General features: G+C 60.0%; 21 protein-coding genes. 8 read left to right on the forward strand and 13 right to left on the reverse strand.

All coding sequences use genetic code 11. The features are described from left to right. The first annotated feature begins 79 nt into the window (after window positions 1–79). Window positions 80–568 carry a hypothetical protein gene (locus ACL2XN_RS05845; RefSeq protein ID WP_413730462.1) on the forward strand — a complete coding sequence of 163 codons (489 nt, stop codon included), beginning with the start codon at window positions 80–82 and terminating at the stop codon, window positions 566–568. Between the two features lie 100 nt (window positions 569–668). Continuing rightward, window positions 669–1,604 carry a tRNA 2-thiocytidine(32) synthetase TtcA gene (gene ttcA / locus ACL2XN_RS05850; protein ID WP_413730949.1) on the forward strand — a complete coding sequence of 312 codons (936 nt, stop codon included), beginning with the start codon at window positions 669–671 and terminating at the stop codon, window positions 1,602–1,604. Window positions 1,605–1,609: 5 nt separating this feature from the next. Here the strand turns inward: ttcA and ACL2XN_RS05855 are convergent, their stop codons facing one another. The 5 genes from ACL2XN_RS05855 to ACL2XN_RS05875 form a co-directional block, all read right to left on the reverse strand. Further along, window positions 1,610–1,801: a hypothetical protein gene (locus ACL2XN_RS05855; protein ID WP_410015173.1), complete on the reverse strand. Its 192-nt coding sequence runs from the start codon at window positions 1,799–1,801 to the stop codon at window positions 1,610–1,612. Between the two features lie 19 nt (window positions 1,802–1,820). Continuing rightward, window positions 1,821–2,177: a hypothetical protein gene (locus tag ACL2XN_RS05860; RefSeq protein ID WP_413730463.1), complete on the reverse strand. Its 357-nt coding sequence runs from the start codon at window positions 2,175–2,177 to the stop codon at window positions 1,821–1,823. Between the two features lie 4 nt (window positions 2,178–2,181). Next, window positions 2,182–3,165 carry a zinc transporter ZntB gene (gene zntB, locus ACL2XN_RS05865; protein ID WP_410015175.1) on the reverse strand — a complete coding sequence of 328 codons (984 nt, stop codon included), beginning with the start codon at window positions 3,163–3,165 and terminating at the stop codon, window positions 2,182–2,184. A gap of 117 nt (window positions 3,166–3,282) precedes the next feature. Next, window positions 3,283–4,848: a diguanylate cyclase gene (locus tag ACL2XN_RS05870; protein WP_413728454.1), complete on the reverse strand. Its 1,566-nt coding sequence runs from the start codon at window positions 4,846–4,848 to the stop codon at window positions 3,283–3,285. Between the two features lie 355 nt (window positions 4,849–5,203). After that, window positions 5,204–6,820, reverse strand: a complete 1,617-nt coding sequence (locus tag ACL2XN_RS05875; RefSeq protein WP_410015177.1) for an ABC transporter substrate-binding protein — start codon at window positions 6,818–6,820, stop codon at window positions 5,204–5,206. Between the two features lie 141 nt (window positions 6,821–6,961). On the opposite strand from ACL2XN_RS05875, the gene mpaA reads away from it, so the two are divergent. Continuing rightward, window positions 6,962–7,693, forward strand: a complete 732-nt coding sequence (gene mpaA / locus ACL2XN_RS05880; RefSeq protein WP_413730464.1) for a murein tripeptide amidase MpaA — start codon at window positions 6,962–6,964, stop codon at window positions 7,691–7,693. 1,751 nt (window positions 7,694–9,444) lie between these two features. Here mpaA and ycjG read toward each other — a convergent pair. From ycjG to pspA, 8 genes are all read right to left on the reverse strand, one after another. Further along, complete coding sequence (gene ycjG, locus ACL2XN_RS05885; RefSeq protein ID WP_413730466.1) at window positions 9,445–10,413, reverse strand: L-Ala-D/L-Glu epimerase; 969 nt, start codon at window positions 10,411–10,413, stop codon at window positions 9,445–9,447. 95 nt (window positions 10,414–10,508) lie between these two features. Next, on the reverse strand, window positions 10,509–12,080 hold the full coding sequence (gene tyrR / locus ACL2XN_RS05890) for a transcriptional regulator TyrR (RefSeq protein WP_413722805.1): 1,572 nt from the start codon (window positions 12,078–12,080) through the stop codon (window positions 10,509–10,511). Between the two features lie 139 nt (window positions 12,081–12,219). Next, complete coding sequence (locus tag ACL2XN_RS05895; RefSeq protein WP_413730468.1) at window positions 12,220–13,287, reverse strand: YcjF family protein; 1,068 nt, start codon at window positions 13,285–13,287, stop codon at window positions 12,220–12,222. Continuing rightward, on the reverse strand, window positions 13,284–14,681 hold the full coding sequence (locus ACL2XN_RS05900; RefSeq protein ID WP_413728456.1) for a YcjX family protein: 1,398 nt from the start codon (window positions 14,679–14,681) through the stop codon (window positions 13,284–13,286). Before ACL2XN_RS05900 ends, ACL2XN_RS05895 begins: the two co-directional genes overlap by 4 nt. A gap of 150 nt (window positions 14,682–14,831) precedes the next feature. Continuing rightward, the gene (locus ACL2XN_RS05905) at window positions 14,832–15,743 is read right to left on the reverse strand and encodes an SDR family oxidoreductase (protein ID WP_413730469.1); all 912 of its coding nucleotides are present in this window, start codon (window positions 15,741–15,743) and stop codon (window positions 14,832–14,834) included. A gap of 157 nt (window positions 15,744–15,900) precedes the next feature. Then, on the reverse strand, window positions 15,901–16,260 hold the full coding sequence (gene pspC, locus ACL2XN_RS05910; RefSeq protein WP_413730471.1) for an envelope stress response membrane protein PspC: 360 nt from the start codon (window positions 16,258–16,260) through the stop codon (window positions 15,901–15,903). A 1-nt stretch (window position 16,261) separates the two neighbouring features. After that, on the reverse strand, window positions 16,262–16,483 hold the full coding sequence (pspB, locus tag ACL2XN_RS05915) for an envelope stress response membrane protein PspB (protein ID WP_410016551.1): 222 nt from the start codon (window positions 16,481–16,483) through the stop codon (window positions 16,262–16,264). Window positions 16,484–16,516: 33 nt separating this feature from the next. Then, window positions 16,517–17,182, reverse strand: coding sequence for a phage shock protein PspA (gene pspA / locus ACL2XN_RS05920; protein ID WP_413722801.1), 666 nt, complete (start codon window positions 17,180–17,182; stop codon window positions 16,517–16,519). 184 nt (window positions 17,183–17,366) lie between these two features. Here pspA and pspF point away from each other — a divergent pair, with 184 nt between their 5' ends. The 5 genes from pspF to sapD all read left to right on the forward strand — a co-directional run bounded on the left by pspF (window position 17,367) and on the right by sapD (window position 23,199). Then, window positions 17,367–18,362: a phage shock protein operon transcriptional activator gene (pspF, locus tag ACL2XN_RS05925; RefSeq protein ID WP_410015186.1), complete on the forward strand. Its 996-nt coding sequence runs from the start codon at window positions 17,367–17,369 to the stop codon at window positions 18,360–18,362. Between the two features lie 386 nt (window positions 18,363–18,748). After that, complete coding sequence (gene sapA / locus ACL2XN_RS05930; RefSeq protein WP_413723439.1) at window positions 18,749–20,368, forward strand: ABC transporter substrate-binding protein SapA; 1,620 nt, start codon at window positions 18,749–18,751, stop codon at window positions 20,366–20,368. Next, complete coding sequence (sapB, locus tag ACL2XN_RS05935) at window positions 20,365–21,330, forward strand: putrescine export ABC transporter permease SapB (RefSeq protein ID WP_410015187.1); 966 nt, start codon at window positions 20,365–20,367, stop codon at window positions 21,328–21,330. The genes sapA and sapB overlap by 4 nt, the downstream gene beginning before the upstream one ends. Beyond that, entirely contained in the window at window positions 21,317–22,207 is an 891-nt protein-coding gene (gene sapC, locus ACL2XN_RS05940) for a putrescine export ABC transporter permease SapC (protein ID WP_410015188.1), read from the forward strand. Before sapB ends, sapC begins: the two co-directional genes overlap by 14 nt. After that, entirely contained in the window at window positions 22,207–23,199 is a 993-nt protein-coding gene (sapD, locus tag ACL2XN_RS05945; protein WP_410015189.1) for a putrescine export ABC transporter ATP-binding protein SapD, read from the forward strand. Before sapC ends, sapD begins: the two co-directional genes overlap by 1 nt. Window positions 23,200–23,201: the final 2 nt, after the last annotated feature.

Raw genomic sequence — 23,201 nt, forward strand, 5'->3', positions numbered from 1 at the left:
CCATGAGGCGGCATGGACTTTCCAGTCGCCGCCCCAGGGGTTATTATTAAGCATAATTTAGCGATTATTCAGGTACGCAATGGATCAGGGCGACGTGACCTTCGCGGTGCAACAGCCGGCGCTGGACGTTTTTTATCTCTCATGGGTGGCCTATATTCGCCCCGTGGTGCTGTTTCTGGTAATGGGCGCCATCGGCCTTATCGTGTCGCAGTCTGCGCGCGACGCCAATTTCATCCTGGTGGGCTACGGCATCCTGTTTGTGGCTATTATCAAGGTAATCTACGATTTTGCCTGGCGCAGGCGTTTCGTATTTTATTATGATGATGACGGCGTCTGGGTGTTCCGCGGCCTATTGCCGTGGAAAAAAGGCGTCGGCGGCGTCAAATGGCGCGATATTGACGAGGCCACGTTTGACACCGGGTTTTTCAGCTGGCTGACCAAGTCGTACCGGGTCCGCGTCGGCCACCGCTTTACCCAATCGAACGAAATCCTGGTAACCCACATCAAGCGCGGCAACCAGGCGGCGGCGGTCATCAACCAAAAGCTGATGCAGGATTTCCCCAACTGAAAGTGTTCAACGTCGCCGCCATAATCGCGTACAATCCCCGACAAGAGTCCTCACATCGCGGCGCCGCGGGCTTGGCGGCGCGCCGGTAACAGTCAAAGGCATAACCACCGTGGTCGACCAAAAAGAGCAGTACAACCTGAACAAATTACAAAAACGCCTGCGCCGCAACGTCGGGCAGGCCATTGCCGATTTTAATATGATCGAAGACGGCGATCGCATCATGGTATGCCTCTCCGGCGGCAAGGACAGCTACACCATGCTGGAAATCCTGCGCAATCTACAGCAAAGCGCGCCGATCAGCTTCTCGCTGGTGGCGGTCAACCTGGATCAAAAGCAGCCGGGCTTTCCCGCCGATATCCTGCCCGCCTATCTCGATGCCTTGGGCGCCGAGTATAAAATCGTTGAAGAAAATACCTACGGTATCGTCAAAGATAAGATCCCCGAGGGTAAAACCACCTGCTCCCTGTGTTCGCGCCTGCGGCGCGGCATTTTATACCGTACCGCCACCGAGCTTGGCGCCAATAAAATTGCCCTGGGGCATCATCGCGACGATATCCTGCAGACACTCTTCCTGAATATGTTCTACGGCGGCAAGTTAAAAGGCATGCCGCCGAAATTGATGAGCGACGACGGTAAACATATCGTCATCCGCCCGCTGGCCTATTGCCGCGAAAAGGATATCGAGCGCTTTGCCGAGGCGCGCGCCTTTCCCATTATCCCCTGCAACCTGTGCGGTTCGCAGCCCAACCTGCAGCGGCAGGTGATAGGCAATATGCTCAGGGACTGGGATAAACACTACCCGGGGCGCCTGGAGACCATGTTCCGCGCGATGCAAAACGTGGTGCCGTCCCATCTCGCCGACGGCGGGTTGTTTGATTTCAGGCAATTGCATGCCGGCGGCGACATCATCGACGGCGGCGATATGGCGTTTGACCCGCTGGAACTGCCGGCGCAGCCCGCGGGCTGGCTGGCGGATGATGACGTTGATGCCCTGCCGCCTGCCGGCGCGCGCCTCGACGTCGTGGAAATAAAATAGCGCGGCTACCACATATGCGGCGGCGGGTCCTGTATCGGCTTGGGGTCGGGATTATAGGGCGGCTCCAGGGGCGGATCCGGCAGTGGGTTCGGGATAGGCGGCGGATCGGTCGGGATGGGTTCTTCCGGTATCGGATCGCCTGGAATGCTCATTCGATACGGAACCGGTGCCTGGCGCACCCGGGGTGTCATAGTCATAGGCATACTGTCCACCTCTTTAAAGGGTCTTATCAAAGCAGCGCGTTTGCTGCGGACTCACTTTAAGGATAGTGGGCAATTGGGGTAAGGACAAATCCCCGCCCTGCCGCCCGGTTAATATGCCCGCCGGGGAAAAACCAAAAAAAAATGCCAGGTTAATAAACCCGGCATCGTATGAATTAAATATGCTATGCAATAATTCAAAAAAGGAAGTAAGACAATATGGAGCGCAACGCCCATCGCTTGACGTTGCATTCACCTGCGGGATCGATAGTGCCCCATCCCGCGCCCCTGCTTTTTGATATTGCTCAATATTAGCCGGCTTTTTTGCGTTTTTTGCGTAAATTTTGCCGCGCATCGCCGCCACGCTATGCATATGGCTATAACCATTTACGCCGTTTTAACCATAGCGCCACACAAAGCACCAAGATAATTAACGCCAGGCAGAAGATACTGAAACCATAACGCATATTGCCGCCGGGGATGCCGCCCAGGTTGACGCCAAACAAACCGGTAAGAAAGGTGGTCGGCAGGAAAACCATGGCCATCAGCGACATGGTATAACCGCGGCGGTTTATCGACTCGGCGGTAATCCAGTTAATTTCATCGGCAATCACCGCCGTGCGGGCAATACCGCCGTCGATATCGTCGATGCCGCGCCCCAGGCGATCGGCGATATCCTGCATGCGCCTGCGGTCGTCATCCCCCATCCAGGGCAAATGCTCGCTGGCCAGGCGGGCGAAGACATCGCGCTGCGGCGCCATATAGCGCCGCAGGACAATCAGCTGCTTGCGCAGTTTCGACAGCTGGCCGCGCGGCGGGATCTGCTGGTCCAGCAGATCGTTTTCCAATACGATGATGCGGTCATGCATATCTTCAATAAACTCGCTGGTGTGATCGGTCAGGGTATCGCACATATCCACCAGCCAGTTGCCGCTGTCCACCGGCCCCTGTTTTTTCTGCAATTCGTCAAGCATCTCCTCCACCGCCTGGATCGGCTGGTTACGGGTGGTGACGATCAGTTTTTCCGTGATATAGATACGCAGGACAATCAGCTCTTCCGGGTATTCCTCGGTATTGAAGTTAATGCTGCGCAAAATTATCAGCGCGCCTTCGGGAATGCGGTTAACCCGCGGCCGCGTGCTGTTGCCGGCCAGCGATTCGCGCACCGGATCGGGTATCAGCGGCGATGTGGCCAGCCATTCCATGCTGGCCTGATGTTCCGTATCCAGGTGCAGCCAACAGGGATGGAGGCAATGCGCAATGTCCGAGGCCTCGATAGGCGTAATGCCGCCCTGGCCGTCTAATTGTCCGGCGTAGACCACGCCGTTGATATGCAAGGCTTCACGATCGAGTACTTCCAACTTTTTTTCCTTATTCGGCACGATTCGGCACGGATTGATGTCAAGTCTAGCGCCAAACGGGAAGATATAAAGAATTATAAAACCTCGAGGTTACAGCACGTGATGCCGGCACCCCCGCTATGCGCGCGGACGGACGTCGCATACGCGGTTTTTGCCCCGGCTTTTGGCCGCGTACAGCGCGGCATCGGCGCTGCGGATAAATGCGGCGGGCGTATCTTCCGGTCTCACCGGCATGGCGGCGTGGGCGCCGGCGCTGATTGTCACCACGCCAAAGGGGCTGGCGTCATGGGGGATTTGCAATTCATGCACCGCCCTGACCACCGTCTCGGCAAACGTACGCGCGCCGGCGAGATCCGTGCCGGGCAGAATAACGGCGAACTCTTCCCCGCCGTAACGCGCCACCAGATCGTTCACCCGGCGCGGCAGCGCCAGCAGCGTTTGTCCTACCCGCTGCAAACATTCATCCCCCGAGACATGGCCGTAGATATCGTTATATTTTTTAAATAAGTCGATATCGAGCAGGATCAGCCCCAACGGCGTCAGGTCGCGACAGGCGCGCTGCATCTCATTTTGCAGCACGATATCAAACTGGCGCCTATTGGCGAGGCCGGTAAGACCGTCATGCAGGGCCTGAACAGCCAGCTTTTGATTTAATTCCGTCAATAAGTCCCGGGCGATAAGCAGGTCTTTTTCCGAGCGCAGGCTGAAGTTAATTTGCCGCAGCAGCGCCCATGCCAGCAGGGTTAAAATGATCAGGATCCCCGCCCCGCCCGCCGCAAAAATAATACTGTCGGTAAGCCAGCCACGCAAAACTTCCTTTTTAGACAAACCCGCCGCGATGACCAGCGGATACTGATCCAGCTTGGAATAGCCGAAGATGCGTTCCACCTTATCGTAATAAGAAATAATCGTTGCATTGCCGGATTTGGCCCGCGGCAACACATCGGTAAACAGCGTGCTTTTGGCCATGCTCCGGCCGATGGCGCTTTCCTCATAAGGCCGGCGATATAAAATGGTGCCATCGGCCAGCATTAATACCAGGGCGGTGTCATTGTCGATGGCGAAATGATTGTAATACTCCTGGAAATAGCTGACATAGACCGTCGCCAGCGCCACGCCGCCGAAGCTGCCGTCCTGGTTATTTATCCGGTGCGACACCGGAATGACCAGATCGCCGGTGGATCGGCTGCGGATCACCTTGCCTATATATAAGCGATTGTCATTATGAGCTTGGTGATATTTGAAATATTCGCGATCCGCATTATTGGCATGAGGCGGAATAATACCCGAAGCCGTCACCAGCCAGTGCCCCTGGGCGTCATAAATAAACCCGCCGTGCAGCTGCGGCAGGAGTTTAAGCTGCTCACTCATGACTTTTTGCAGGCGCGGCAGCCGCGCCTGCGACAGGCCGTCCGTGTCCAGGCGTTCCATCAAATCCTGCAGCGTAATATCCACCTGCAAAAAGGTGTCTTCCGCATGCTGGGAAAGGGCGCGCGACAGATTGGCGGAATCTTGTTCGGCATTCACCAGATCGCGCCCATGCGCATTCCAGATTTGCCAGGTATCAAGGAAAATAATGGCGCAGGCCACCACCACAATAAAAATAGCGGCATGGATCAGCAGCGAAGCATGATTGACGACCTTATGCAGCAGGCGTAAGGCACCATTCGGCGAATAATCCATCTATTCCTTGATTTTACAGGTTTTACATCAGCTGCGACGGCGTACTGTTATGCGCAGGAGGCAGGGAATTTCAGTTAAGTATTAAACTAATTAATGTAATTTGCAATTAATAACCCCACCCGGACAAGCCGCAGGGATAGACCGCGGAATTTCCAGGCCATGCGCGACAAGCGGAGTCCGCAAAATCCGTCAGAAATACCGTCCGCGTCTTTGCCCCAAAAAGGCGTTGACGGCGACGGCAGATGCCGTCCAGCAAAATAATATAGCGCGACGAAGAGCAATAACCCGCAGAACTTCAGCGGGTTAACAGGGCTATGCGCCAAGCGGCGGACAGTGATAAAGCAACGGCGCGGACTTAGTGCCTGAGGATATACATCGTCTGGCTATAAGCCACATCTTCCGGATTGGTTATCGGATACCCCTGCACCCAGGGTTTGATCAAACGGCCGTTGGTATATTGGTAAATGGGCGCAATCGGCGCTTGCTCGGCTATCATATCTTCCGCTTTATTGTAATCCGCGCTGAGGCGCTGCGGATTGGTTTGCCGGCTGGCCTCGGCGAGCAGGCGATCATAGGCGGGATCATTAAACTTGGCGATATTGCCGCTATGGGTGGCGGTCAATAATGACAGGAAGGTGGAAGGCTCGTTGTAATCCCCTACCCAGGAAGCGCGCACCACGTCAAAGTTACCGGTATTGCGGCTGTCGATATAGGTTTTCCATTCCTGGTTCTCCAGCTTGACGTTTACCCCCAGCTTTTTCTTCCACATCGAGGCCACGGCGATAGCGATTTTTTCGTGACTTTCCGACGTGTTATACAGCAGGCTCAGGGTCAGCGGTTTCTCCGGGCCGTAGCCCGCCGCTTTCATCAGCACTTTTGCCTCGGCGTCCAGCTCTTCCTGGGAATGCCGCTGCAGGAAATTCTGCTGCGGCGTGAAACCCGCGGTGACATCCGGGGTAAAATGCCAGGCGGGTTTTTCGCCGGTGCCGACCACTTTTTCGGCGATAATTTTACGATCAATGGCATAGGACAGCGCCTTGCGCACCCGCACATCGTCGGTGGGCGCGCGCCGGGTGTTGAACGCGTAATAGTAGGTGCCCAACTGGTCCGGGGTATAAACCTGGCCGGGAATATCCTTTAGCAACTGCTGGTAGCGGTTTTTGGGGAAGGATTCGGTGATATCAATATCGTTGGCCAGGTAGCGATTCAGGGCGGACGATTCCTGATTGAGCGGAATAAAGGTTACCTGGGTCAATACCGTATGCTGATGATCCCAGTAATGTTCATTGGGCGTGAGGACGATTTTTTCATTTACGACCCTCTCGTGCAGGGCGAAGGCGCCGTTGCCCACCAGGTTGCCGACCTTGGTCCAGTCGTTGCCGTATTTTTCCACCGTGGCGCGATGCACCGGGAACAGGCTGAAATTGGCGGTCAGGCTGGCAAAATACGGCACCGGTTTGCTGAGTTGCACCTTCAGGGTGTAATCATCCGGCGCGCTGACCCCAAGCCGTTCTGCGGGAAGTTTCCCGGCGGTGATGTCTGCTGCGTTTTCCAGGCCGGCCAGTTCGGCGAACCAGGCGAAGGAGGACAGGTTTTTCGGGTCGGCGAGACGCCGCCAGCTGTAGACAAAATCATTTGCCGTGACAGGGTCACCGTTTGACCAGCGCGCGTCGTGGCGCAGGTGGAAAATAAACGTGCGGTTATCGTTGGTTTGCCAGCGGGTCGCCACCCCCGGGATAAGATTGCCCTTGGCGTCCTCATTGACCAGTCCTTCAAACAGATCGCGCACCACTTGGGCTTCGGGCAGGCCGACCACTTTGATCGGATCGAGGGAAGCCGGTTCATCTTTGATATGGCGCACGATGTGCTGCTGTTCGGCCAGCTGCGTGCCTTCGGGTACCGTGGCGGCCCAGAGATTGCCGCTCAGGGCGATAATAAACGACGCACATAAGGTAGGGTTGAAACGCGGCATGGCATTATCCTTGTTATCGTAACCGGTGCAGAGCGGCCCGGCGCTTTCCCGGTGTTTTTCCTGCCAGGGATAATAACGCCGGACGTTTTGCGCTAAAGTAGATGAATCAATGTAACGTATTATTTTCGGTCAGGAAACAGTATGGAGTTATTTCAACCACGCGCGCGGCGGGGAAAGCTGCCTTCCCTGGGCGAGCCCTACGGCCGGTCGGTGCTGGGCGCGCCGTTGCTTTTTTTCCCGGCCGCCGCCCCAGCCCCGGATACCGGGTTGATTATCGCCGGTACCCATGGCGACGAAACCGCAAGCGTGGTGGCGCTGTCGTGCGCGCTGCGCACGCTTGGCCATCCTGCGCGTCATCATGTGATCCTGGCGGTAAATCCGGACGGCTGCCAATTGGGATTGCGGGCTAATGCTAACGGCGTGGACCTGAACCGCAATTTTCCCGCCGCCAACTGGCGACCGGAGGAGACGGTGTACCGTTGGACCAGCAGCGCGGCGGAGCGGGATGTCTTGCTGTCCACCGGCGCCGGACCGGGCTCGGAGCCGGAAACGGCGGCGTTATGCCGATTGGTGGCGCGACTCGCCCCCGCCTGGGTGGCGTCTTTTCATGAGCCGCTGGCCTGCGTGGAAGAGGCCGTGCCATCGCCTTTGGGCGCCTGGCTGGCGGCGCGGCTGGCGCTGCCCTTGGTGACAAGCGTGGGCTACGAGACGCCGGGTTCGTTCGGGAGTTGGTGCTCAGATCGTGGTCTGCCCTGTATTACCGCCGAGCTTCCCGCCGTGTCGGCCGACGCCGCCACCGATCGTTACCTGGCGGCGCTGGTTGAGCTGCTGAACTACGATGGGAATGCCGGGCGCGAGACGCTTATCCTTTAACCAGCCGGTTTTAAGTCCGGTATCGGCGGCCATACCCTGCCATGGGTGTTCGAGCGGACGGGAAAACCACGCCCGATTCGACCCCATCGGCACGGTGTCCCTTTAACACGTCTTGTGTAGGTTTGGCGATCGCCGTCCTGGTAATATTGGGCTTACGTGAAGATGAATGTCGCCATGGTGATGTCGCTGCGGCGGGGGTTTCGCTTGCCGTGCGTGAGGGTGCCAGCGTTAGGGCGCGCCAGGGCATATGTCGCTTTGGCGAAGGTTTCGCTTGCCGTGCGTGAGGGTGCCAGCGTTAGGGCGCGCCAGGGCATATGTCGCCTCGGCGAAGGTTTCGCTTGCCGTGCGTGAGGGTGCCAGCGTCAGGGTGCGCCAGGGCATATGTCGCTTTGGCGAAGGTTTCGCTTGCCGTGCGTGAGGGTGCCAGCGTTAGGGCGCGCCAGGGCATATGTCGCTTTGGCGAAGGTTTCGCTTGCCGTGCGTGAGGGTGCGCTAGGGCATATGTTGCTTTGGCGAAGGTTTCGCTTGCCGTGCGTGAGGGTGCGCCAGGGCATATGTTGCTTTGGCGAAGGTTTCGCTTGCCGTGCGTGAGGTGTTCATATGTAGTGCCGGGCGCCGGCAAGCGACAAGGAGGCCGTACCGCGACGGCCTCCTTGACCTCCGCGCGCCCGGCAGATCGCGCGTCGCTACGCGATGCCTTCCGCCGCCAGTTCCCCCGTTATGCACCGGCCCGGTTAGCGCTCCCGGCGCAACCTGGCCTTTCGCCGCTCCCGGCGGCTCATGCCGGGGTCACAGGCGCCGTCAGCGCGCTTTATGCCGGTCCACATGTCGCTGTTGGCCATGCGTTTTATGAAGTGACTGCGGCGCTGTTGCTTAGGATAGGGACTGGCGTCGGGATAGGATTGACCATCATGGGATGCAATTGCTGTGGAATGCAGCTGACACAACGAAATGTTGGACATGCAGTCTTGCAGTCTTGCAGTCATCATTCAACTTTAAGCTTAAGTTTTAACAGTAAGCATTACGCTTTCAACCATTAGCCATTAGCCATTAGCCATCAGGCTGTACACTTTAGAGCAAAATGAATACTGAGACCTTTCCCGGTAAGCGCATACCGCTAGGAACCCCAAAACGCTGTTATTCTCATAGGCGATGGTGTTGACGTGGTGCCGGCATAGAGTGCGCCGGCAGCGCGCATCACGGCTGGATGAGCCGCCGGGAGCGGCGAAAGTCCGGTTTGCGCCGGGAGCGCATACCGGGCGGTCCACAAGCCGGGATGGGTGATGCCGGGCACCGCGCAGCGGCGCACGACCTGCCGGACGCGCGGAGGTCAAGGAGGCCGTCGCGGTACGGCCTCTTTGTCGCTTGCCGGCGCCCGGCACTACATATGAACACCTCACGCACGGCAAGCGAAACCCCCACTGGTGCAACATAAGCCATTTTGCCTTCCGCAAATGACCCCCCGCCGCGGCAACATAAGCCATTTTGCCATCCGCAAATGAAACCCCTGCCGCGGCCACATAAGCCGTTTTGCCATCCGCATATGAAACCCCCACCGCGGCAACATAGGCCATTTTGCCATCCGCAAATGAAACCCCCGCCGCGGCCACATAAGCCATTTTGCCATCCGCAAATGCGCCCCCGCCGCGACAAAATAAGCCTCCCCGCCAGCCGCCAGCGCCCCCGCCACGATTGGTGACTTCACTTACAAAGTTTGGCGAAAAGAGCGGCGGACGGCAGACGAAGCCATTTTAGTCCAGGGTGATGGAGCCGCAGCCGAAATTGAGGTGCGGTTCGGCATCCAGCGCCAGCCAGGTCGGACCGTCGAGATCGATAAACCGCGCCCCGGGCGTCAGCGGCAGCGCGGCGGCGATAGCGCGCGAGGTACACAGCATGCAACCGAGCATAATGCCGAAACCCTGTTCCCGTGCCTGTTGCGCCAGCAGCAGGGCTTCGGTAAGGCCGCCGGTTTTATCCAGCTTGATATTGATCATCTCGTAATTATCCCGTAATGCGGGCAACTGCTGGCGGGTGTGGCAGCTTTCGTCGGCGCAGATGGGCAGCGGATGGATAAAATGCTGCAGCGCGGCATCCTGCTCTGCGGGCAGCGGCTGTTCGAGCATGGCCACGCCCAAATCCGCCAGCAGCTGGCTGCGGGACGCCAGCCCTTCCGGTTGCCAGGCTTCGTTGGCGTCGACAATCAGCGTGGCGTCCGGCACTGCGGCGCGGATGGCCACCATGCGCTCGGTGATAAGCCGGTCGTCAAGTTTGATTTTCAGCAGCCGCGCCCCCGCCTGCCAGTAACCCAGCGCCGCCTCGGCCATGCGCTCCGGATCGTTGATGCTCAGCGTTTGCGCCATGGCGATGGTTGCCGGCAGCGCCACGCCCGCCCTTTGCGCCAGGGTTTGGCCGGCCAGCTGGCGTTCCAGGTCCCAGAGCGCGCAATCGACGGCGTTGCGCGCCGCGCCGGCCGGTAACAGCTGCTGTAATACGTCGCGGGTGATATCCTGTTCCACCGGATGAACCACGGCGGCGAGCTGTTCCATGACCGACTGCTCAGTTTCGCCATAGCGGGGATAAGGCGTGCATTCGCCAATGCCCCGGACGCCGTCCTGTTCTATCTCCACCACCACTACCCGGGCTTCGGTACGGCTGCCGCGCGCAATAACAAACGGCGTATGCAGCGGCCATGCCTCCGGATAGAAACGCATTACTCTCATTGTGACCCCTTAGATAAGCAATAATAAATCAAAACTAAACAACCCTGCCGGCAAACACAAGGTCATGAAGATATTTACGCGGCGCGGCGCGGGCGTCAGCTTTCGCCCTCTTCGCCGGATTTTTTGGCGCTAAGGCCGTATTCGCGCAGCTTATTGGCAATGGCGGTATGGGAAACGCCCAGGCGTTTGGCCAGTTTGCGCGTGCTGGGATAGGTTCGGTAAAGGCGGGTCAGCACGGAACGTTCGAAGCGTTTGCTGATCTCATCCAGGGACCCGTCGAGGATTTCCTCCGCCATGGGCTGCGTCAGGTCGAAATCCGGCAGATCAATATCGGCGACGCGCAGTTCGTCCCCGTCCAGCTGGGCCATGGCGCGGGTTAAAACATTTTTCAGCTGGCGTACATTGCCCGGCCAGGCGTAGCGGTTAAGCATAGCGGCCAGGTCGGGCGCGACCCGCGGGCGGGGGATGCCCTGCTCATCGCAGAACTGGGCGATAAACAGCGCGGCCAGCGGCATGATATCGTCCGGCCGGTCGCGCAGCGGCGGCAGGCTGAGCGTCAGCACGTTCAGGCGATAATAAAGATCTTCGCGAAACTGTCCTTTATGGACCAGTTCCAGCAGGTTTTTCTGGGTGGCGCAGTAGACGCGCACATCCACGTGCATTTCACGATCCTCGCCCACGCGGCGGAACGTGCCGTCATTAAGAAAGCGCAGCAGTTTGTTTTGCATGCTCGGCGACATCTCGCCAATTTCGTCGAGCAAGACCGAGCCGCCGCCGGCCTGTTCAAAAAAGCCTTTTTTGCCCTCAAGGGCGTTGGGATAGGCGCCGGCGGCGTGGCCGAACAATTCGCTCTCCGCCACATCATCCGGCAACGCGGCGCAGTTCAGCGCCAGGAACGGGTGTTTGCCGCGCCGGCTGCGCAGGTGGCAGGCATGGGCCAGCAAATCCTTGCCGGTGCCGGTCTCGCCGGTAATCAACAGCGGCGCATCCAGCATCGCCAGCCGTCTGGCGCGATCGAGGGTTTGGCGCATGGCCTGGCTGACGGCGATGATATGGCTGAATTCGCTATCATCGTTCGGCGCGTGTTCCTGCAGCTGACGTCCCATGCGCACGGCGGATTTCAGCAATATCACCCCGCCCACCGTGGCGGGCTGTCCGTCTTCGCCGGTCAGCTGAACGGGGGTGATTTCCAGCAGATAGTCCTGGCCCTGGATCACCACCCGCAGGCTTTCGGCGGCCTGCCGGCCGCTCTCAAGCCAGCGCACGACGTTAAAACCGCCGATCAGCTGGTTTACCGGCTGTTGGTGCAGTTGATCGGCGCGTTGGCCGAACAGGGCCAGCGTGGCCGGGTTAGCCAGTTCCACCCGGCCTTTGAGGTCGATGGACAACACCGGCTCCGGCATGGCGGCCAGGATGGCTTCCAGCGCGCGGTGCTCGCGCTCGGAGGGCATAAACGCGACGGTATGCACGTCGCAGACGCCGGGGATGCGGCGGATTTCCGCCATCAGCGCCCGAAAGGTGTCGATTTCAAGCGTAGTCAGATTAAGATGGATCCGCCCGCTGGGGTCGATTTCAATACCGCGCAAATCGATACCGCGCGCTACCAGTAAATCCAGCAATTCCCTGGCCAGACCGAGGCGGTCCTGACAAATAACTTCCAAACGCATGTACGCCTCTTACCCGTGATGACAATATTGGCTACATAATACGTGGCGACGCGTCCGGGATGAAGTCATCTGTCACAAAAAGTTGCCAGGATGGAAAATTTTCCGCCCGGCGCGGGCCACGGCGCAGCGGACGGGAGCATCAGGGGGCGGGTTTACGCTCCATCAGGCTTTTCAACTGGCCGATAATTTCCCGCCTATAGTCCCCCAGGCGCGGTTTGTCGCCCTCTATCCAGGGCAGCGGACGACACAGTTCCATGGCCTTGATGCCCAGGCGCGCGGTCAGCAGGCCCGCGCCCATGCCCTGGGCAACACGGGCGGAGAGGCGCGCGGTCAGGTCCTGCGACATCCAGTCCAGTCCCACTTCGCGCACCCATTCGCTGACGCCGGCAAAGGCGATGTTCAGCAATACCAGCCGGAATAACCGAATGCGGCTGAAATACCCCACTTCAATGCCATACAGCGCCGCCACCCGGTTGATAAGCCGCAGATTGCGCCAGGCGATAAACCCCATGTCTACGATGGCCAGCGGACTGACCGCGATCATCAGCGCGGACTCGGCCGCGGAACGGCTGATTTCCGCCCGCACCCGGCCATCGATGACCGGCTGCACTATTTTGGCGTACAGCATAACCACTTCACGATCGCTGTGGGTATCGTGCAGCATCGCCTGCCAGCGCCGCAATGCAGGATGGGCATCGTCAATTCCGGCCTGGCTGGCCAGGCGCAGACAGAACGCGCGACCCTGGCCCAGCGCGTGGCTGCGCAGCAGCTCCCCGGCCCGGTCGCGTTCCCCGGCCCGTTGGCGCAGGCGATATAACCGCCGCCATTCGGTGGCCAGCGACCCGGCGCCCGCCAGGACAAACAGGGCGCCGGCGCCCAGCCCGCCCAGCGCCAGCCAGTCGTGCTGCTGCCAGGCGCGCGCGGCCCACAGCGCCCCCTGCGCCCCCGCGCTGACGACCAGCAGCCCGGTGCCGGCAATGACCATGCGGCGCCAGATACTGCGTTTCGGCCGCAGGGCGTTGACCAGCAGTTGCTCCGCCCGCCCTTCCTCATCCTGCTCCTGCTCCGGCGGCGTCAGCGGATGAAACTGCGCATCCTGTAACTGCTCAAAGGTGAGCTTGGCGCGCAGCGCGGGCTCCGCCGGCGGCGCCAGCGGCTTGTCCGGCTGTGGTGGAAAATCGATACGGGGCTTTACGGGATCGTTCATCGTAGTTTATCTCCCAATAAAAACTCCATCACCGCATCCAGGCGGATGTGCGGCAGCGGCCGGTCGGGGTCCATGGCGCGCGGACGGAAATTTTCGAAGGCGAATCCCTGTTCGCGCCAGAAGGCGGCGCCCGGCAAACGGGCCGGCACGTCGCCCGGATAAAAGGTCAGCGGCTGGTTGTCTTCCAGACGATGTCCGTTCAGGGCGGGAATGGCGCCGCCCTGATGATCGACCAGGCCGTTTTGCGTGGCCTGCACCGAGGCCAGTCCCGCACAGTCCATGGTGATGCCTTCGAACGCGGCATTTTGCCAGGCGTCCTGTACCAGTTGCTGCAATAGCGACACCAGGTTGGCCTGCTGATCGGTGGTGACGTGATCGGCCTTGCTGGCGGCAAACATCAGCCTGTCGATACAAGGCGAAAACAGACGGCGGTACAGGCTGCGCTTGCCGTAATGAAAGCTTCTCATCAATTGGGTCAGGGCCAGGCGCATATCGTTAAAGGCATGGGGGCCGCTGTTTAGCGGCTGCAGGCAGTCGACCAGCACGATTTGCCGATCGAACCCGGTAAAGTGCTGCTTATAAAAGCCCTTGACCACTTCCTGGCAGTAATAGTGATATCGCGCGCGCAGCATGCCGAGATTGGACGTTTTTGCCGCCTGTGCCAGCCGTGCCTCGCCGTCGTCCGTCACATCGGGCCAGGGGAAAAACTGCAGCGCCGGCGCGCCGGCCATATCGCCCGGCAGGACAAAACGCCCGGGCTGGATAAAGTGCAGGCCCTGGCGCTTGCAGTGCAGCAGGTAATCGGTATAGGCGCCGGCGATATCCGCCAGCGCGCGCTCATCGGCCGGTGCCAGTGGGTCAAGCGCGGCGCACTTCGCCAGCCACGGCGCCGCCCATTGCGCCCTATCGCCCTGCAGCAGGCCGTGCATCTGCCGCGACCAGGACAGGAAGTCCTGCTCCAGCATCGGCAAATCCAGCAGCCATTCGCCGGGGTAATCGACAATTTCCAGATACAGCGTGCCGGTATCCTTGATATGGCGCCAGAGGGAATCGCGTGAACGATAGCGCAGCGCCAGGCGCATTTCGCTTACGCCGCGCGTCGGCACCGGCCAGGCGGGCGGCGTGCCGTACAACGCGGCAATGCCCTCGTCATAGGCAAAGCGCGAAATGCCCAGATGGCGCTGGGGCACCCGCTTGGCCCCGAGCAAACGGCCGTCGCGCACGGCCGAAAACATCGGCAGGCGCGCGCCGTTATTGACCATCAGCAATTGATTGACAAAGGAGGTGATAAACGCGGTTTTGCCGCTGCGGCTCAGTCCGGTAACCGCCAGGCGCAAATGGCGGTCCAGGCCGCGGTTCAGCAACGCGCCGAGATCATTTTGCAGCCGGCTCATAACGCTTTCAATGGATAAGGGGCATAAAAAAAGCAAAAAAACCGCACCGTGGCCTGAGCGAACATATATTCCTCCTGGTTGAAAGAAGTCTATTATGTCGCCCAATGGCCTAACAAACAAATTTCCGCCGCCGATGCCGGACGGGCGAGCTCACCTCCGGGCCGGCGCCGCGCCAACCGAGTAGTCCATGTGCTGCAAATCCGCCATAAGCGACGGGCCGGTCGGCTCCCACCCGAGCTGCCGGCGCGTCCAAACGCCTGAAGCCCGCAGATCCATGCCGGCGAACATGGCGAACCAGCCGAAATGCGGTGCCGCGTCCCCACCCGACAGCGAAACCACGGGCACGCCAAGCCCCGCGCCGACCCATTGCGCGATGTCGCGCGCCGGTATCCCTTCCTCGGCCACGGCATGATAACGCGCGCCCCTGCTGCCCTTGTCCAGGACGAGCACATAGAGCTTCGCCACATCGAGCACATGGGCCGCCGGCCAGCAGTTGGCGCCGTCGCCGACATAGGCCGCCACGCCCTTTTCACGCGAGATGGCGATAAAGGGCGTAATCAGCCCCTGTTTAACGGTGTCGTGGACCTGAGGAAGCCGCACCACGCGCACGTCTATCCCATCCTCGAGCAGCGCATGGCCCGCCAGCTCGGACGCCACGCGCGGATTGGGATGGTTGGCGTTAAAGACATCCTCCGTCGCGGGCTGGCCGTGGCCGGCATCGCCCATGCCGGTACCGGAGGTAATGATAAGGGGGCGATCGGTGCCTTTAAGCGCGGAGCCCAAGGCGGCGATGGCACGCCGGTCCTTTTCGCAGTTCGCCGCGAAGTGGGCGAAATCATGATCGAATGCGGTATGGATAACGGCGTCGGCCGCGGCTGCCCCGGCGCGCAGGCTGTCGAGATCTTCCAGGGCGCCGCGATGGGCTTGCGCGCCGGCCGCCTCCAGGGCTTGGGCGCCGGCGTCGGATCTTGTCAAGCCGAGGACATGATGTCCGGCCGCCAGCAGTTCGGGTACAATGCGCGCGCCGATAAAGCCGGTCGCGCCAGTGAGAAATACGCGCATGAAATACCTCCTGTGTGGTCGTGCAGCAAGTATTCTCCTAAAGTCCGGGCGATAAAAGTAGTGGCTTTATCCTAGTATAAAGAGTAACAGGATCGCGGTATCCCCCGGCACGCCATCCCTTTCGCGCCTTGGCATGACATGCAGTGCCGGCAAGGCGTTACAGCTGGCGAAAGCGATTGCGCACGCCGAAGGTGTCGGAGGTGACGTAACGCTCTACCTCGCGCAGTTGCTGCTCGCTGTCCCGCAGCTGCAATTCCAGCAGTTCGATCTGCTGGGCCGGCGGCATGCGCGAGCGGCCGGCCGGCGCTTCGTCAGCCGGCGCCGGCTCGAGCCAGTAGGCCAGGATGGCATAGGCGGCGAGGGTCAGCAAAAACAGGCCGAAGAACATCGACAGCACCACGATAATGCGCACCAGTTTCACCGGTACGTCCAGATAATGCGCCACCCCGGCGCAGACGCCTTTGAACATGCCTTCTTCCGGCCTGAGGTACAGCGGCTGTTTAAAAGGTTGAGCCATATCATTGCCTCCAGTTGGGGTGTTCGGCATCCAGTATATCTTCCAGCGCCCGGATGCGCGCCTGCATGCGCGCCGCCTGTGCGTTGAGTTCGGCCAGGCGGCGGCTGTCCTGCGCCTGCAATGCCGAACCCTGCCTGCGGCGGCTGTTGTAATGCAGCCACAGCCATATCGGCGCCACGAACAGGATGAAAATGGTCAGCGGAATGGCAAGCACAATCGACACGGCTTCCATGATGGCTCCTTTAAGTGGCTTTTATTATTCGCTTTGGTTCATTTTGGCCTTCAGCGCCGCCAGCTGGGCGCTGATTTCATCATCCGCCCGTAATTCGGCGAACTGTTGGTCCAGCGATTTCTGCTTGCCGAAACCGACGCTTTCCGCTTCCGCTTCCATATGATCGATGCGCCGCTCAAACTGCTCGAAGCGGGCCATGGCCTCATCAATCTTGCCGCTGTCCAGCTGGCGGCGGATATCGCGCGAAGAGGCCGCGGCCTGGTGGCGCAGGGTCAGGGTTTTCTGGCGGGCGCGGGTTTCCGCGAGCTTATTTTCCAGCTCGCCGATTTCGCGTTTCATGCGATCGAGGGTTTCCTCGATAACCGCAACATCCTGGCGCAGGGTGGCGATAATGGTCGTCAGGCGCTGTTTTTCCATCAGCGCGGCGCGCGCCAGATCTTCTTTGTCTTTGGCCAGCGCAAGCTCGGCTTTGCCCTGCCAGTCGGCCTGCTGGGTTTCAGCCTGGTCGATGCGCCGCAGCAATTGTTTCTTTTCCGCCAGCGCCTGAGCGGAAGTGGTGCGTACCTCGACCAGGGTGTCTTCCATTTCCTGGATCATCAGGCGCACCAGTTTTTCCGGATCTTCCGCTTTATCCAACAGTGCGTTGATGTTGGCATTCACAATATCGGTAAAACGAGAAAAAATACCCATAGCTTGATCCTCTATAAACAGTCATGGCCGAAAGATGTCGTCATCCTTCACCACCCTATCATTACAATTACCGTGCCAAGAGCGCTGATAATTTAATTTATTGATTTAAAATAACTTTTAAAATTGACGGCGCCGATGCGTCAGTTATAGTGAATATTATTACCAATTATTGGCGAAATTAACCATGACCGAGACCCATGATAATCTGCTGGGGCAATCCAATAATTTCCTCGAGGTGCTGGAGCAGGTGTCCCGCTTGGCGCGCCTGACCAAGCCGGTGCTGGTGATAGGCGAACGGGGCACCGGCAAAGAGCTGATTGCCCGGCGGCTGCACTACCTGTCGCCGCGCTGGCAAGGCCCGTTTATCTCCCTGAACTGCGCCGCGCTCAATGAAAACCTGCTGGATTCGGAATTATTCGGCCATGAAGCCGGGGCGTTTACCGGCGCGCAAAAACGTCACCAGGGGCGTTTTGAACGCGCCGACGGCGGTACCCTGTTTCTTGATGAACTGGCCACCGCGCCCATGATGGTGCAGGAAAAATTGCTGCGGGTGATTGAATACGGCGAGCTGGAACGCGTCGGCGGCAGCCGGCCGCTGCAGGTGGATGTGCGGCTGGTCTGCGCCACCAACGCCGACCTGCCCCGCCTGGCGAAAACGGGCGGCTTTCGCGCCGATCTGCTGGACAGGCTGGCGTTCGACGTGGTGGCGCTGCCCCCGCTGCGCGAACGGCCGCAGGATATCATGGTGATGGCCGAGCATTTCGCCATCCAGATGTGCCGGGAAATAGGGCTGCCCCTGTTCCCCGGCTTTACCGCCCGTGCGCGCCGCACCCTGCTGGATTATGGCTGGCCGGGCAATGTGCGCGAACTGAAAAACGTCGTCGAGCGATCTATTTACCGCCATGACACCACCGAACGGCCGCTGGACGCCATCCTACTGGATCCGTTTGCGTCGGTAACGCCGCCGGCGGAGACGGCCGTCCCGGCGGCGGACGAACCGGCGTCCCTGCCGCTGGATTTGAAGCGCACCCTGGATCAGCAGGAGCGACTATGGGTGGAGCGCGCCCTGGCGCAAGCCCGTTATAACCAGCGCCAGGCAGCGGACCTGCTGGCGCTGACCTATCACCAGCTGCGCGGCATGATGAAAAAACACGGCATCAGGGTGGGCGGCGGGGAGTAACGATCAGGCAAAAAAAAAGCCAGCACCCAAGCTGGCTAAAATAATACTGGAAGCAATGTGAGCAATGTCGTGCTGACGACCGGCAAACGAGGCCTGTCGGTTGACAGCAAAACGATGATAATAGTTATCACTATCGTCTGTAAAGCATTTTGTTGATAATTATTCTCATTACCATACTATTATTGGGGTTCTTTTCGCCGCCTTGGCGCTTTTTAACCCGTTGCGTCAGCTATATTCGCGCCATGAATTGGGTGTCAAGGCAGAGTAAGGTAAACTGGGATCATTGCCCCATGAGATGTAAGTCGTATATGCGAATTAAATGGTTTTCCTGGCAGGCGTGTTTTGTGCCGGCATGGCGGCGCGCGTGGCGCCGGCATAGGGTGTCCCTGCGGTTACTGCCGTGGGCGCTCTTATTGACGCTGGGCGGCCAGTTCGCCGCGGCGGCGCCGCCGGATATACGTCAGAGCGGTTTTGTTTATTGCGTCAACGGACTGCTGAACACCTTTAATCCCCAGATGGCCAGCAGCGGATTAACGGTGGATACCCTTTCCGCCCAGCTCTACGATCGCCTGCTGGCCGTGGACCCCTACACCTACCGGCTGATACCGGAGCTGGCGCAAAGCTGGGAAGTGCTGGATAACGGCGCCACCTATCGCTTCCACCTGCGCAAAAACGTGCCCTTCCAGCATACCGCCTGGTTTACCCCGACCCGCGTGCTGAACGCCGACGACGTGGTATTCAGCTTTGCGCGCATGTTCGACCAGCGCCATCCTTATCATGACATCAACGGCGGCGCTTATCCCTACTTCGACAGCCTGCAGTTCCCCGACTCGGTGCACAGCGTGGTGAAGCTGGATAACGATACGGTGGAGTTCCGCCTGAACGCGCCGGACGCCTCGTTCCTGTGGCATATCGCCACCCACTACGCCCCGGTGCTGTCACAGGAGTACGCCGAACAGCTGAGCAAAGCCGGCCGCCAGGAGCAAATCGACCGCCAGCCGGTGGGCACCGGTCCTTTTATGCTGAACGAATACCGGGCGGGCCAGTATATCCGCCTGGTACGCAACGACCATTACTGGAAAGGGCTGCCGCGCATGGCGCAGGTGGTCATCGACCTGGGGGCCGGCGGCATCGGCCGGTTGTCTAAACTGTTAACCGGCGAATGCGACGTGCTGGCGTATCCGGCCGCCAGCCAGCTGACCATCCTGCGCGACGATCCGCGCCTGCGCCTGACGCTGCGCCCGGGGATGAATATCGCCTACCTGGCGTTCAACACCGCCAAACCGCCGCTGGACGATGCGCGGGTGCGCCATGCCATCGCGCTGTCCATCAACAACCAGCGCCTGATGCAATCGATTTATTACGGCACCGCGGAGACCGCGGCCTCGATTTTGCCCCGCGCCTCCTGGGCTTACGACAACGATGCCAAGGTGACTGAATATGACCCGGATAAGGCGCGCGCGATCCTGCACTCCCTGGGCAAAGAGCGCCTGGAGATGAGTTTATGGGTGCCGACCGCCTCGCAGTCCTATAACCCCAGTCCGCTGAAAACCGCCGAGCTGATCCAGGCCGATTTGGCGCAGGTAGGCATTACGCTTACCATCGTGCCGGTGGAGGGCCGGTTCCAGGAAGCGCGGCTGATGGCCAACAATCATGACCTGACCCTGGCCGGCTGGTCTACCGACAGTAACGATCCGGACAGTTTCTTCCGGCCGCTGCTCAGTTGCGCCGCCATTCGCTCCCAAACCAACTACGCGCACTGGTGCCAGCCGCAGTTTGATAATTTGCTGCGCGCGGCGCTGCTGTCGCAGCAACTGTCGGGACGGATGGACACCTATCGCAACGTGCAGAAAATGCTGGAGCAGGAGCTGCCGGTGCTGCCGCTGGCGTCTTCACTGCGCCTGCAGGCTTATCGCTATGATATCAAGGGACTGGTGCTCAGCCCCTTCGGCAACGCTTCCTTTGCCGGGGTATACCGGGAAGATAACGAGGAAAAGAAACCATGATTATCTTTACCCTGCGCCGGCTGGTGCTGCTGCTGATCACCCTGATCCTGCTGACGCTGGTCGCCTTCAGCCTGAGCTATTTTACCCCGCACGCGCCGCTCGGCGGCGCGGCGCTGACCGACGCCTATCTCTATTATTTCAACAGCCTGCTGCACGGGAATTTCGGCGTGTCGAGCATTAACGGCCAGCCCATCGGCGAACAGCTGCGCGACGTGTTCCCGGCGACGCTTGAGCTGTGCATCCTGGCGTTTATCCTGGCGCTGATGGTGGGTATTCCGCTCGGCATTATCGCCGGCGTAACGCGTAATAAATGGCAGGATGCGGGCATCAGCGTTTTCGCGCTCCTGGGTCTGTCGATGCCGGTGTTCTGGCTGGCCCTGCTGCTGACGCTGTTTTTTGCCCTGCACCTTGGCTGGCTGCCGGTTTCCGGGCGTTACGACCTGCTTTACCAGGTCAGGCCGGTCACCGGTTTCGCCCTGCTCGACGCGTGGCTGTCCGATTCCCCCTACCGCCATGAAATGCTGACCAGCGCCCTGCGGCACATGGTCTTGCCTATCACCGCCCTGGCGGTGGCGCCCACCACCGAGGTCATCCGGCTGATGCGAGTCAGCACCGCCGACGTGTTCGGCAGCAATTATGTCAAAGCGGCGGCGACCCGCGGGCTGACCCTGTTCACCATTATTCGCCGCCACGTCCTGCATAACGCGCTGCCGCCGATTATTCCCAAGCTGGGCCTGCAGTTTTCCACCATGCTGACCCTGGCGATGATAACCGAGGTGGTATTCAGCTGGCCGGGTCTTGGGCGCTGGCTGGTCAACGCCATCCGCCAGCAGGATTACGCCGCCATCTCGGCCGGGGTGATGGTGGTGGGGACGCTGGTTATCTGCGTCAATGTGCTGGCCGACGTGGTAGGCGCGCTGGCGAACCCGCTGCGCCATAAGGAATGGTATGCTCTCAGATAATATTTACCGCGAAAAACGCATGCCCAGCCCGCTGCGCCATATCTGGCGCATATTTTATCATGACGCCCTGTCGATGATCGGCTTCTATGGGTTTCTCGCCCTGCTGTTATTATGCCTGTTTGGTACGGTGGCGGCGCCTTACGCGCTCGATCAGCAGTTTCTCGGCTACCAACTGCTGCCGCCGTCCTGGTCGCGTTATGGCGATGTGTCGTTTTTCCTCGGCACCGATGACCTGGGGCGCGACGTGTTAAGCCGTCTGCTGACCGGCACCGCGCCCACCTTCGGCTCGGCGCTGGTGGTGACCATCGCCGCCTCGGTATTTGGCGTCACGCTCGGCGTGCTGGCGGGCATCACCCGCGGCCTGCGCTCGGCGGTGCTCAATCATGTGCTGGACACCCTGCTGTCGATTCCTTCGCTGCTGCTGGCCATCGTGGTGGTGGCGTTTCTCGGCCCCAGGCTGGAGCATGCGATGCTGGCGGTATGGCTGGCCCTGTTGCCGCGCGTCGTGCGCACGGTCTATGACGCGGTGCATGACGAACTGGACAAGGAGTACGTGCTGGCGGTGCGCATCGACGGCGCGTCGATGATGCATATCCTGCGCTACGCGGTGCTGCCGAATATCGCCAGCGTCCTGGTATCTGAATTTACCCGCTGCCTGTCGATGGCGATACTCGATATCGCCGCGCTGGGATTTCTCGACCTCGGCGCCCAACTGCCCTCCCCGGAATGGGGCGCGATGATGGGCGATACCCTGGAACTGGTCTATGTCGCCCCCTGGACGGTGATGCTGCCGGGCGGCGCCATCATGGCCAGCGTGCTGATCGTCAATATCGTGGGCGACGGTCTGCGCCGCGCCATGATCTCGGGGGTGGAATAATGCCGTTACTGGATATCCGTAATTTAACCATTGAATTCATGACCGCCGAAGGGCCGGTCAAAGCCGTCGACCGGGTGAGTTTTACCCTGACGGAGGGCGAGGTGCGCGGCCTGGTGGGCGAGTCCGGCTCCGGCAAGAGCCTGATTGCCAAAGCCATCTGCGGCGTCACCAAGGATAACTGGCGCGTCACGGCGGACCGGTTCCGTTTTGACGATATCGACCTGTTGCAGTTGACGCCGCGCCAGCGCCGGCGGCTGGTCGGACATAACGTCTCGATGATTTTCCAGGAGCCGCAGTCCTGCCTCGACCCCTCGGAAACCATTGGCCGCCAGCTGAGCCAGGCCGTACCGGGCTGGACCTATAAAGGCACCTGGTGGCGACGGCCCGGCTGGCGCAAACGCCGCGCCATCGAGCTGCTGCACCGGGTCGGCATCAAGGATCACAAGGATATCATGGGCAGCTACCCCTACGAGCTGACGGAGGGGGAATGCCAGAAGGTCATGATTGCCATCGCCCTGGCCAACCAGCCCAGGCTGCTGATTGCCGACGAGCCGACCAACGCCATGGAGCCCACCACCCAGGCGCAGATATTCCGCCTGCTGGCGGGGCTGAACCAGAATAACAACACCACCATCCTGCTGATAAGCCATGATATTCAGATGATGAGCAAATGGGCCAACCGGATCAACGTGCTGTACTGCGGCCAGACGGTGGAAAGCGCCACCTGCGAGGAGCTGATCGCCGCGCCGCATCATCCTTATACCCAGGCGCTGATGCGCGCCATCCCCGATTTCGGCCGCTCCATGCCGCCTAAAAGCCGGCTGAACACCCTGCCCGGCGGCATACCGTCCCTGGAAAACCTGCCCATCGGCTGCCGCCTGGGGCCGCGCTGTCCCTACGCCCAGAAAACCTGTATCCAGATGCCACCCCTGGTGCCGGTGAAAAACCATTGGTTCGCCTGCCATTTTCCGCTCAACATGGAGGGGCAATAAGC

The organism is Sodalis sp. RH22 (genome assembly GCF_047324165.1).
Taxonomy (GTDB): domain Bacteria; phylum Pseudomonadota; class Gammaproteobacteria; order Enterobacterales; family Enterobacteriaceae; genus Acerihabitans.